The 12769-nt window shown below is 33.4% G+C and carries 8 protein-coding genes; 2 read left to right on the top strand and 6 right to left on the bottom strand.

Annotated elements, in window-relative coordinates; genetic code table 11:
- Positions 1 to 171: 171 nt before the first annotated feature.
- Entirely contained in the window at positions 172 to 1578 is a 1407-nt protein-coding gene (locus tag RCH19_RS02095; protein WP_343021816.1) for an amino acid permease, read from the bottom strand.
- A gap of 250 nt (positions 1579 to 1828) precedes the next feature.
- Positions 1829 to 2056: a CDGSH iron-sulfur domain-containing protein gene (locus RCH19_RS02090; protein ID WP_343021815.1), complete on the bottom strand. Its 228-nt coding sequence runs from the start codon at positions 2054 to 2056 to the stop codon at positions 1829 to 1831.
- 346 nt (positions 2057 to 2402) lie between these two features.
- Here RCH19_RS02090 and RCH19_RS02085 point away from each other — a divergent pair, with 346 nt between their 5' ends.
- Complete coding sequence (locus tag RCH19_RS02085) at positions 2403 to 3458, top strand: glycosyltransferase family 9 protein (protein ID WP_343021814.1); 1056 nt, start codon at positions 2403 to 2405, stop codon at positions 3456 to 3458.
- 110 nt (positions 3459 to 3568) lie between these two features.
- Here the strand turns inward: RCH19_RS02085 and RCH19_RS02080 are convergent, their stop codons facing one another.
- Positions 3569 to 4573, bottom strand: coding sequence for a TlpA disulfide reductase family protein (locus tag RCH19_RS02080; protein WP_121925856.1), 1005 nt, complete (start codon positions 4571 to 4573; stop codon positions 3569 to 3571).
- 312 nt (positions 4574 to 4885) lie between these two features.
- On the opposite strand from RCH19_RS02080, the gene RCH19_RS02075 reads away from it, so the two are divergent.
- Positions 4886 to 5395: a pyridoxamine 5'-phosphate oxidase family protein gene (locus tag RCH19_RS02075; RefSeq protein WP_121925855.1), complete on the top strand. Its 510-nt coding sequence runs from the start codon at positions 4886 to 4888 to the stop codon at positions 5393 to 5395.
- A gap of 58 nt (positions 5396 to 5453) precedes the next feature.
- On the opposite strand, the gene RCH19_RS02070 is transcribed toward RCH19_RS02075, so the two are convergent.
- The 3 genes from RCH19_RS02070 to RCH19_RS02060 form a co-directional block, all read right to left on the bottom strand.
- Positions 5454 to 6854, bottom strand: coding sequence for a LysM peptidoglycan-binding domain-containing protein (locus tag RCH19_RS02070; RefSeq protein WP_343021813.1), 1401 nt, complete (start codon positions 6852 to 6854; stop codon positions 5454 to 5456).
- A gap of 659 nt (positions 6855 to 7513) precedes the next feature.
- The gene (locus tag RCH19_RS02065; RefSeq protein WP_343021812.1) at positions 7514 to 9775 is read right to left on the bottom strand and encodes an aconitate hydratase; all 2262 of its coding nucleotides are present in this window, start codon (positions 9773 to 9775) and stop codon (positions 7514 to 7516) included.
- Between the two features lie 127 nt (positions 9776 to 9902).
- Positions 9903 to 12677, bottom strand: a complete 2775-nt coding sequence (locus tag RCH19_RS02060; protein WP_343021811.1) for a bifunctional aconitate hydratase 2/2-methylisocitrate dehydratase — start codon at positions 12675 to 12677, stop codon at positions 9903 to 9905.
- Positions 12678 to 12769 lie beyond the last annotated feature (92 nt).

Genomic DNA, 12769 nt, shown 5'->3' with positions numbered 1-12769 from the left:
TTGAATAATCTTTTTGGGTTCGCTTTAAATAGCGACTTACTTCTAGGTTTTCCATAAGGATACTTTTTTGTGTATCGCTATTTCAGGACGGGACACTATTTATACATCAAAAATAAAACTGTCTTATGAACTATATATCAATAGATGATTGTTTATAATTAGGTAGAGGAACTATTCTTTAGCTTTCGTTAGATAATAGATTGGAATCCCAGCTAACATTATTAGTACACCCCAACCGCATGTACTTGTTTTTACAACTAACAAAGCAATACAAATTGCTGTAGATACTACAATGTACAAACCTGGTAAAAAAGGATAGCCAAAAGCTTTATAAGGACGATCCGCATTTGGTAACTTCCTACGAAGAATGAATATTCCTAATATAGTTAGCATGTAGAAAATCAAAACAACAATAACCACAAAATCTAATAAATCTCCATATTTCCCAGTCAAACACAGCACAGAAGCCCAAAGACATTGTACCCAAATCGACCAAGCTGGAACACTCGCCTTATTAAGTTGAGCGGCTTTTTTGAAAAAAAGACCATCTTGAGCCATTGTATAATAGACTCTCGCTCCTGCCATAATCATTCCGTTGTTACAAGCAAAAGTGGAAATCATAATCATTACCGCAATTAAAAATGTTCCAATCGGACCAAAAATATATTGCGACGCTACAACGGCAACTCTATCTGACTCGGCTGTTGCGATCCCTTGCAAAGGCACAACTGCTAGATACATTAAATTTGCTAGCACGTAAATAACACAAACGATAACTGTCCCTAAGAATAAACTTAAACCTACATTTCGCTTAGGGTTTTTAATCTCGCCTGCGATAAAGGTAACTCCCTCCCAAGCTCCACTTGAGAATAGTGAACCAACTAATGCTGCAGAAATAGCAGAAATTAATGCCATACCACTTATTGGTAACCAATTCCCAGTTTCTACATTTAACGATTGTGAAGCCCAAACATTGGTCCAGTTTGCATCCCATACCTCAGCCTTAGCTGCCATGAAACCAAAAATTATCAAACCCGCCAAAGAAACAATCTTAATCAAAGTAAGAACTGTTTGTAATATTTTAGAGTTTTTTACGCCTCGACTATTGATATAACTTAAAAAAATAATGGTGATTATAGAGAGAACTTGCGCAGCATTAAGCTTAAAACTTCCTATTTCGTATAAAATGTTTTTATCACTTAAGGGTGCGTATAAATAAGCTGAAAATTTTGCAAAAGCAACGCCTACTGCAGCGATAGTACCTGTTTGAATTACAGCGAAGAAACTCCAACCGTATAAAAAACCAACTAACTTTCCGTATGCCTCTTTAATATAGACATATTGCCCTCCTGCCTTTGGAAACATCGCACTCAATTCTCCATAACTTACTGCTGCAATCACTGTAATCACACCAGTAAGAACCCACATAGCAATAAGCCAACCTGCAGATCCTAATTGGCGAACCATGTCTGAACTTACAATAAAGATCCCTGAACCAATCATGGATCCTACAACGAGCATCGTTCCGTCTAGTAACCCTAATTCTCTTTTAAAATGCTCTGGTTTATTTTCTTCCATATAATAGTTTTTGGTTTTGGTTGGCTAAAGATATACTTTTTTTTAAAATGAGAAATCAAATTAATAATTGTCTTCAAAATACTATTAAAAAAATAAATATACTTTCGCAAAATAACAGTAAAGCACTAAAAATCAAAAAGACGCTCTCGCACTTTTGGTGCGAATAGCGTCTTAGAAATAAATTTATATTTACTTTGAAATAGGAAAACTAGTAATTAGTGGCAGATTCCAATTTTAAAAGTTTAAATATTTATTTGGTTTTCATTGGCGGTAAATCAAATGCTTTAGCATCATGCTCAAAGTTATTTCTGTGAGAACCGTCACAAAAAGGTTTGTTTTTTGATTCTCCACAACGACAAAGACCTAAAGTATTTCTACCTTCTAACCCATAAACGTTTCCTTCGCTATCTGTAATTTCAAAATCTCCTTCAATTTTAATAGAACCATTACGATTAATGGTAAGTTTTGTTGTGCTCATAATTTACTTATTTTTATAATTCAATGGATGCAAATATAGCTTGATGAATCATTATTTATATACATTTTTCAAATTCTATTTATAATTTACAGTAATTCTATTTAAAGGAAAATACAAAAGATAAAATATCTTCATTGATAGTAAATTAATTAATCATATCTATTTAAAAGATAAAATTCACCATCAGTTTTGATAAGCAGTCGCATGTTTTTGATTAAAATCTAAATTGTACATTTGCGATGATAAAAATAGATCCTTTTATAAAAAGTTAATTAGCAGCGCATTTTACTATCCCATGTTTCGAAAAGTCTATCGAGTATTAAATCTAAACCTACTATCCAAAAAAATGAGTGCTTTAAAAAAAATAAATGAATTCCGAAGAAATATAACCCGCGGTTTAACTAAAAATATAGGTAGCTCACAAAAGAACCAGCAAATCGATTTATCTCAAAAGATAGAAATAAAAAAGGTTTTAATTTCCAGACCTAATCATCGTTTGGGGAATCTTTTACTAATTACACCTCTAGTGCAAGATGTTGCATCGGTTTTTCCGGATTGCAAGATCGATTTATTTGTAAAAGGTGGTTTAGCGCCAATTATCTTTGAAAATTATAAAAACATCAACTATATAATTGAGCTCCCTAAAAAACCATTTAAAAATCTAATTGATTATTTCAAAGTTTGGATCAAAATCAAAAATCAGAAGTACGATATAGTAATTAACGTCGATAAAAACTCTTCATCCGGAAGATTATCGGCACAGTTTGCTGATGCCAAATATAAATTTTTTGGCGAATTAGATGAAGAAATGCAATTAGCGCACAGTGATTATGAGCACATAGCGAAATACCCTATATATGAATTTAGATCATTTTTAACTAAATTAGGATTTGCTAAAAACGAAAATGCTATACCATCAATAGACTTGAAATTGAGTTCTTTAGAGATTAATACAGGTTCTAAAATCATTTCAGATTTAGTAAAAAACGACAAAAAAACCATAAGCATATTCACTTATGCTACTGATGACAAATGCTACTCCGAATCGTGGTGGGAAGAATTCTACGCACGATTACTAAAGGAATATCCGCAGTATAATATAATCGAAGTTTTACCTGTGGAAAACATTTCGCAAATTGGGTTTAAAGCGCCAACATTTTATAGCAAAGATGTGAGAGAGATTTGTGCAGTGATTGCAAATACTGAAATTTTTATTGGCGCAGATAGTGGGATTATGCACTTAGCAAGCGCATCATTGACACCAACAGTTGGATTGTTTTCTCGCGATAATATTAATATGTATAAACCGTATAATAATAACAGTGAGGCAATAAATACAAACACTGGAACTATTGAGGACTGGATTAAAATCATAAATATGGTTCTCTCGAAATCAAATTAGTAATGGGAATAAATAACAAAAGCCGCCAAAATAAAATTTTGGCGGCTTTCTTATATAGATAGATCTTAATTAAAAATTCTTCTTACTTGTTATTTCTCAATTATTTACCACTAGTTCAATAGCGCATCAAACTCAGCTTCAATTGTTGGGCTAGATGGTCTAGGAGCATCGGCTTTTACAATTTTACCATTTGGATCTATTAATATAAATCTCGGAATACCAGTAATATTATAGTCTTTGATGAATTGAGAGTTCCAGTCATTATCAGCAAAAACTTGTACTCCACCTAATTCTTTGTCTTTGATTAATTTTCTCCATTTTTCAACATCTTTTAATTGATCAATAGAAAGACTTAAAAAAACAATATCTTTCTGATGGTATTTTTCTTCAAGTTTCTTTAAAAAAGGTATTTCAGCACGACAAGGAGCGCACCACGTTGCCCATACATCAATGTAAACATATTTACCTCTAAAGTCTTCTAGTTTGGTTTTTCCACCCTTATAATTATCATAATTAAATGAAGGAGACATTGCACCATCCATTTTTCTTGTTTTAAGACCTTCCTCGTAATATTTAGTCAATCCAACAAATGAATTTTCAATATTCTTTTTCTGTAGCATCACAAAGCTAGGATCAAACTTCTTATTCTCTAGTGCACTTAAATCTGAAGCTTTCTTCTCTACTATAGTTTTATTAAAACTATCTTCTGTCGAAGCTAAAAGTAAATCATAATCATACTTTGCATCTTCGATAGCATTTTGAGCTAGAAAATTATTTTCCAAAGCACCTTTTCCTGAGTATACTATAGATTCATCAAACTGTTTAGCATCCATTTTTAAAGTTAAGTCGTAACCATTTTTCAAGAAAACTTTAGTATACTCCTTACCGTCAAAAAGCATATAAAAACCTTCTTCAATAGGAAAAGAGTCTTTAAAAAATCCGTCCTTATTAACTTCAATTTTTTTGACCTCCTTACCATTATTTCTATCTAAGAAACTAATAGCATCGGTATTTCTGTTGGCAATTTCTGCTTTAAAAGACAAAGCGGTTTTCGATTGTCCTATCACGTTAGCCGTACCAATAAATGCCAATGCGATAAAAAGTAATTTTCTCATAGAGTTAATTTTTTATTTAGTAACTCAAAAATAATTTATTAATGTTAAGTGATATTAACAATTAACATAAAATTAATTAGAATTAATTCTCGATATCATTATTCAACAATAAAATACAATAGTTAGAATAGCTAAAATGACACGACTACACAGATATAAGGAATTTCCAAAATGCAGATAAAACACTTATCACAGTATCAGATATTTAAAAAATGAAACATTTAGAATAAATTGTATAATTCATTTTCATTGAATCTTTGTCAACTTTGTAATTCAACGTACAATATAGAATTAATTTTAAAGATAATAATTATGAGTGCTAAAGGAACTGATTACACGATAGAAGGAATAGATAAATTAAAGAGTTTAGTAAAAGATATCACAATGTGTCTTTTCTGTACTGATATTAAAAACAATGATGGTTCAACTGCTCGACCGATGAGTGCAACCCATGTATGTGATAAAGGTAATATTTGGTTTTTTGACCAGAAGAATAGTGATAAAAACAAAGAGATTGCAAAAGATCCTAACGTTCAATTGTTTTTCTCCCATCCTCCAAAAGGAAGTTATTTAGTAGTGAATGGTCATGCATCAATTGTTTTAGATCGCGACAAGATTGACGAACTATGGTCACCGGCAGTTGGAATTTGGTTTGAAGGAGGAAAAGAAGATCCAAATGTTTCATTAATCAAGGTTGAACCAAAAAGTGCTTATTTCTGGGATACCGATGGTAACCAAATGATCAACTTCATAAAAATGGCTGCTTCAGTTGTTACTGGAACAAACTTAGTGGGTGGAACAGAAGGTGAAATTAAAGTATAAAAAAAGCAAAAAAAAACGCTCCAACATGTTGGAGCGTTTTTTGTTAATAAATTAAGATTTACTGCAAAACTCTATTTATTTGAGTGAAATTTTTCTGGTAATACTTCTCTTTAGTAGAGGAAATAATAACACCATTACTTACTGAAGAGTGAATAAATTTAATTTCTCCTTCATTAACCTCAACAACCATTCCTACATGATTGATCTGGCTTCTACCATTAGTCTTAAAGAATATTAAATCTCCTTTTTGAGCTTCTTCTGTATTTATTTTTGTTCCTATACTTGATTGCTCACGAGAGGTTCTAGGTAATTTTATGTCAAACGCACCAAAAGTAGTGCACATTAAACCTGAACAGTCAAACCCTGATTTTGATGTTCCTCCCGTTCTATAACGAGTACCGATGTTTTCTGAAGCATTTTCAATTAACTGATCTAAAAAATCATGATTAAACGCTGTCTTCTGTGAATTATTAAAATCAATCTTGCTGTTTTTGATGTCAATAGTATTATTTGCTATTGCAGTATTTTCTTTAATAGCTATCTCAGATGTGATGGTCAATTTGTGACCTACACGAAGTTTTCCTTTAATTTCTGGATTTTGTTTTTCTAATTCCTGAACTGTAATTCCGTATTCTTTTGCAATTGCATATTTCGTCTCTTTTGCTAAAACCTCCCTAACGAAAGTGTTTTTAATAGCATTATTTTCTTCAATGATTTTAATATCATTTTGAACTAATTCCACTTTAGGTTGCAATGAAACTTTATCCTCAATCTTTAAAATTTCTTTATCTTGTTTTGGTTCAACAACTGCGACTGCATTTGCAGGAATATTTACTTTTTGACCAACTCTAAGGGCTTTGACTCCTAACTCAGGATTTGCTTTATCAAATTCTTTGATACTAATCCCATATTTTTTGGTAATCGAGTATTTAGTTTCTTTTGGTTGCACTTCCCAACTAAATGATGATGATACTGGAGAATTTAGGTTGTAGTCCTGTTTGTTAGCAACTTCCTTACTAGCAATAACTGGATTTTCGTTTATTAAGTTTGAAGGAATATTTATTTTTTGTCCAATTTTTAAATCAGAAGAAGCAAGTGCTGGATTTAAATCATTTAATTCTTTGATTGTAAGTCCGTATTGTTTTGCTATACCGTAAAGTGTTTCTTTAGCTTGAACTTGGTGTTCTTTTGATGAATTATTAACTACTTTAGGGTGTGTAGTTGCTTTTGTGTTACTTTTTGTAACTATTGTAGTTGGTATTAATAAAACAGAATTGAGTTTTAATAGGTTCTTTGCTTTGGGATTTAACTTTAAAATTGCGCTTTGCTTTACTTCGTATTTCTCAGCTATACTTGAGATTGTTTCCCCTTTTGATATCGTGTGTTTTGTGATTTTTTCCTGTGAAAAAAGAACCATGCTATTCAGACAAAATAGCGCTACAATTACTCTTAAACTCATATTCATTTATTTCAAATTACTTACCCCATGGTATTCTAACTGACAATTTCGGGATATAATTATTAAATTTCGTCAGCATAAATTTCTTGAAAGATGTTCAAGAAACACGTTTCTTAAAAATGCTTTGTTATTTGATAAAAAAATTAAATCAATAACTAAAGCTAGTGCATTTTTAAAAAAAGCTAATATAAACTTATTAATCAAAAAAACGCCTATTTAGTTTCACAAATTTTAAAAATTCTTATATAATAGCCACATTTTCGTTCTTTAATGCTGTTTCTTGAAGCAAGTAAGTAACCGTAACAAAGTTTTGAAAATTAAAATTAAAATACCTAATATTTACGGAGATTGGATTAGTACTAAGCGAAAATGAATTTCAAACTACATAAAGTAATTGTTAGCCCTAATCGAAATGAAAAGCCTTTTGAAATAGAATTGTATTTTTTCTTGACAAAAAAGAGCGATTGGAGTAAGCTCCTTTTTAGTCTTAGAAATAACAATGCTATGATAAAGCTTGAAAAGAAGAGCAGGATAAGCTCCATCTAAAAAATAAAAAAGTGCTCAATAATTTAAATTACAGTCTAAAAAACTGGATTTTAAATTATCAAACACTTTTATTTATTACAAACTAAATCAGGTGATTCAGTTCCTATACATAATTATGCTTCAGCAGCTATTAAATTTAATGCTGAACCGGCAACAAACCAACCGATTTGTCCTTCATTGTACGTATGATTAGCCATTATAATATCTATCGAACCATCAGCATGAACAAATTCTAACGTTAACGGTTTTTCTGGAGCAAAATGAATTAAATCTAAGAAATTGATTGTATCATCCTCATGGATTTTATCATAATCTGCTTCGTCAGCAAATATTAATCCTAACATACCTTGTTTCTTCAAATTTGTTTCGTGAATACGGGCAAATGATTTTACTAAGACGGCTTTAACACCAAGAAAACGAGGTTCCATCGCCGCATGTTCACGAGAAGAACCTTCCCCGTAATTGTGATCTCCCACAACAATTGAAGGGATACCCGCTGCTTTGTAAGCACGTGCTACTGCAGGAACCGCATCATAAACACCAGTCAATTGATTTTTAACTGTATTTGGTTTTTGATTGAATGCATTAATTGCACCAATCAACATATTATTTGAAATATTATCTAAATGTCCACGGAAACGCAACCATGGTCCAGCCATAGAAATGTGATCTGTTGTACATTTTCCAAAAGCTTTGATTAATAATTTAGCTCCTGTAATATTTTTTCCATCCCATGGTTCAAATGGTTCTAACAATTGTAAACGTTCTGAACTACTACTCACAGAAACTACAACACCTGATCCGTCTTCAGCTGGCGCTTGAAATCCAGGATCTTCAGCGTCAAATCCTCTAGGAGGCAACTCATTTCCAGTGGGAGCTTCTAAACGAACTTCCTCACCATCTTCATTAATTAAAGTATCAGTTAAAGGATTGAATCCTAAATCTCCAGCAATAGCTAAAGCAGTTACAAGTTCAGGCGAACCTACAAAAGCTAAAGTATTTGGGTTACCATCAGCACGTTTTGAGAAGTTACGGTTGAACGAATGCACGATTGTATTGCGTTCTTCTTTTTCAGCTCCATCTCTATCCCACATTCCAATACATGGTCCACATGCATTTGCAAAAACTGTAGCTCCCATTTTATCAAAAATATCGATAAATCCGTCACGTTCTATTGTATATCGTACAACTTCTGAACCGGGTGTAATTGTAAACTGAGACTTTATTTTTAGTTTTTTGTCAGTAACTTGTTTAGCAATTGACGATGCTCGTGCAATATCTTCGTAAGAAGAGTTTGTACAAGAACCTATTAAAGCTACTTCAATTTTTAACGGCCAATTATTTTTAATTGCCTCCTCTTTCATTTTTGAAATAGGAGTTGCTAAATCTGGAGTATATGGCCCGTTTAAATGTGGCTCTAATTCATCTAAATTGATTTCGATCACTTGATCAAAATACATTTCTGGATTTGCGTACACTTCATCATCACCTGTTAAATATGGCGCAATCTTATCTGCTTCATCAGCAACATCAACTCTATTTGTAGATCTTAAATAACGTCCCATCGAAGCGTCATAACCAAATGTAGAAGTTGTAGCACCAATTTCGGCACCCATATTACAAATTGTTCCTTTACCTGTACATGACATAGAAGTCGCTCCTTCGCCAAAATATTCGACGATAGCGCCAGTTCCACCTTTCACAGTTAAAATTCCTGCAACTTTAAGAATAACATCTTTCGGAGCTGTCCATCCAGAAAGTTTTCCAGTTAATTTAACTCCAATTAATTTTGGAAATTTTAATTCCCACGCCATTCCAGACATGACATCAACGGCATCAGCTCCACCAACACCGATAGCTACCATCCCTAAACCACCTGCATTTACAGTATGTGAATCAGTTCCAATCATCATTCCTCCCGGAAATGCATAATTTTCCAGCACTACTTGGTGAATAATTCCTGCTCCTGGTTTCCAGAAACCGATACCATATTTATTAGACACAGAAGATAAAAATTCAAAGACTTCATTACTCTGCGTTTTGGCTCTAGCCAAATCTGTTACCGCATCTACTTTTGCCTGAATCAAGTGATCACAGTGAACAGTCGTAGGAACAGCAACCTTAGATTTACCAGCATGCATAAATTGCAACAAAGCCATTTGGGCTGTTGCATCTTGACAAGCTACTCTATCGGGTGCAAAGTCAACATAATCAGCACCTCTAGTAAATGCTTGAGTCGGCGTGCCTTCCCATAAGTGATTGTATAAAATCTTTTCTGTTAAAGTAAGTGGGCGACCAACTATCTCACGTGCTTTGTCAACACGAGTTGTCATATTGGCGTACACTTTTTTAATCATTTCTATATCAAATGCCATAATATTAAATAAGTTATGTGTATAATTCCTTTTGAAAACACAAGGTACAAAAAATAGAGTAAATATTAAAAAAAAAGCCCGAGTATATCACTCGAGCTTTTAAAATATGATTGATTAATCTATCTCATTATTTATTGACTAATAATTTATGAGATGGTGCAAACTGCGTAAGATTAATCCCTTTTACAGCCGCTTTATATTCGTCCATTGTAGGTGTTCTACCTAATATTGTTGATAAAACTACTACCGGAGTTGAAGAAAGTAACGATTCCCCTTTTTTCCCTTCAGCATCTTCAACTACTCTTCCTTGGAAAAGACGCGTAGAAGTAGCCATTACGGTATCCCCTTTTGCTGCCTTTTCTTGATTCCCCATACATAGGTTACATCCAGGACGCTCAAGATACAGTATGTTTTCATATCCAGTTCTTGCCTCACCTTTTGGAGCATTATCATCAAATTCAAAACCAGAATACTTTTGAAGTACTTCCCAATCTCCTTCTGCTTTTAATTCATCAACGATATTATATGTTGGCGGAGCCACTACTAGCGGAGCTTTAAACTCAACTTTACCATATTGCTCATCAATATTTTTAAGCATTTGAGAAAGAATTTTTAAATCGCCTTTGTGGACCATACATGATCCAACAAATCCAAGGTCAACTTGTTTAACACCTCCATAAAAAGAAAGCGGTCTAATGGTATCGTGTGTGTAACGTTTTGACACGTCAGCATTATTTACATCGGGATCAGCAATCATCGGCTCTGCAATAATATCCAAATCAATAACAACTTCAGCATAATACTTAGCATTTGCATCCGGCGTTAAAGCGGGTTTCTCACATGATTTAATTTCAGCAATTCTCTTATCTGCTTTGTTTATTAATCCTTGAAGTACTTGTTTGTGATTGTCCATGCCTTTATCAATCATAATTTGGATTCTGCCTTTTGCAATCTCCAATGATTCGATTAAAGTATCATCCTCAGAAATACAGATAGAAGCTTTCGCTTTCATTTCTGCAGTCCAATCTGTAAAAGTAAACGCTTGGTCAGCAGTTAATGTTCCGATGTGAACTTCGATAATTCTACCTTGGAAAACATTCTCTCCACCAAATTGCTGAAGCATTTGAGATTGAGTAGCGTGAACTACATCACGGAAATCCATATAGGTTTTCATATCTCCTTTGAAAGTCACCTTAACGGATTCTGGAATAGGCATTGAAGCTTCACCAGTAGCGAGTGCTAGCGCTACTGTACCTGAATCAGCACCAAAAGCAACTCCTTTTGACATTCTTGTATGAGAATCACCACCGATAATAATAGCCCACTCATCAATAGTAATGTCATTTAATACTTTGTGAATTACATCGGTCATTGCATGATAAACACCTTTAGGATCACGGGCAGTGATCAATCCAAAGTCGTTCATAAACTTCATTAATCTAGGAATATTTGCTTTTGATTTGCTATCCCAAACCGACGCAGTATGGCAACCTGATTGATAAGCTCCATCCACGATTGGTGAGATAACAGTTGCAGCCATCGACTCTAATTCCTGAGAAGTCATTAAACCAGTCGTGTCTTGTGAACCAACTATATTTACCTCAACCCGAACATCAGAACCTGCATGTAAAACTTTTCCAGCAGTTATTCCAACAGCGTTTCTATTAAATATTTTTTCAACAGCAGTAAGACCTTGTCCTTCTACTGTAACTTCTCTTGAAGGCGCATAAACAGGAACTGCTTCGATATCTAATGTACTACATGCAAATGTTTGAAGTTTTTTTCCAAAGACAATAGCGTAAGATCCACCAGCTTTGATAAATTCCATTTTTTGCGGAGTAAATGCTTTAGAAATATCAATTAATTCTTGCTCTCCGTTATATAATTTCTTTGTCTTTGTATTTATTGTAAGTACCGTGCCCGTTGCAACAGAATATACTTCTTCTAGAATAGGATCACCGCTTTCATTACGAATAGGGTCTCCATTTTGATCTAATGTCTTAACCCAGTTTTGAAGATCAAGCCCAATACCTCCTGTAACATCAACAGTAGTAAGGAAAATTGGAGAAATACCATTAGTACCAGCAACTATCGGTGCTATATTAATAAAGGGAACATAAGGACTTGCTTTTTTACCTGTCCATAATGCTACGTTATTTACACCAGACATTCTAGATGAACCAACACCCATAGTCCCTTTTTCAGCAATCAACATTACACTTTTATCAGGATGTTGAATTTGTAGCGCTTGAATTTCGTTTTGTGCCTCTGGAGAAATTAAACATTTACCATGAAGTTCACGGTCTGAGCGAGAATGCGCTTGATTACCTGGAGAAAGTAAATCAGTTGAAATATCTCCCTCACCAGCAATATAAGTCACCACTTTTATTTCTTCTACTACTTCAGGAAGTTTTGTGAAAAATTCTGCTTTTGCGTAGCTCTCTAAAATTTCTTTTACAATTACATTACCGTCTTTAAAAGCCTCTTTCAAACGATCTGTATCCGCGTCATATAAAAAAACTTGTGTTTTAAGGACAGCAGCAGCCTCTTTTGCAACAGCAACATCATTCCCTAAAGCTAAGTCAAGCAAAACTTCAATAGAGGGTCCACCTTTCATATGAGACAATAACTCAAAAGCAAAAGCATTGCTGATTTCTTTTACATCAGAAGCAGCAGTAATAATTTCTTTTAAAAAGACTGCTTTAACAGCAGCAGCAGGCGTAGTTCCAGGAACGACATTGTAGATAAAGAAATTCAAAGACTCCTCTCTATGTACATTATTTACATCTTTAATTTGTGTAATAATTTCACTTAGTAATTCAGCACTATCAATAGGTTTAGGATGAAGGCCTTGTAATTTACGGTCTTCAATTTCTTTAAGATAATCGTTATAAATACTCATATTAGAATTCTTTTTCAATGTTAAAAGGCACATTACTTTGATCATCTCAAAATACAGAACCGAAAATATTTAGGTGTTTTTTATTTTTTTGA

Source organism: Flavobacterium sp. PL12 (assembly GCF_039123485.1).
GTDB lineage: Bacteria > Bacteroidota > Bacteroidia > Flavobacteriales > Flavobacteriaceae > Flavobacterium > Flavobacterium weaverense.
The sequence above is the reverse complement of the archived record's forward strand: the minus strand, read 5'-3'. Positions and strand labels throughout refer to the sequence as shown.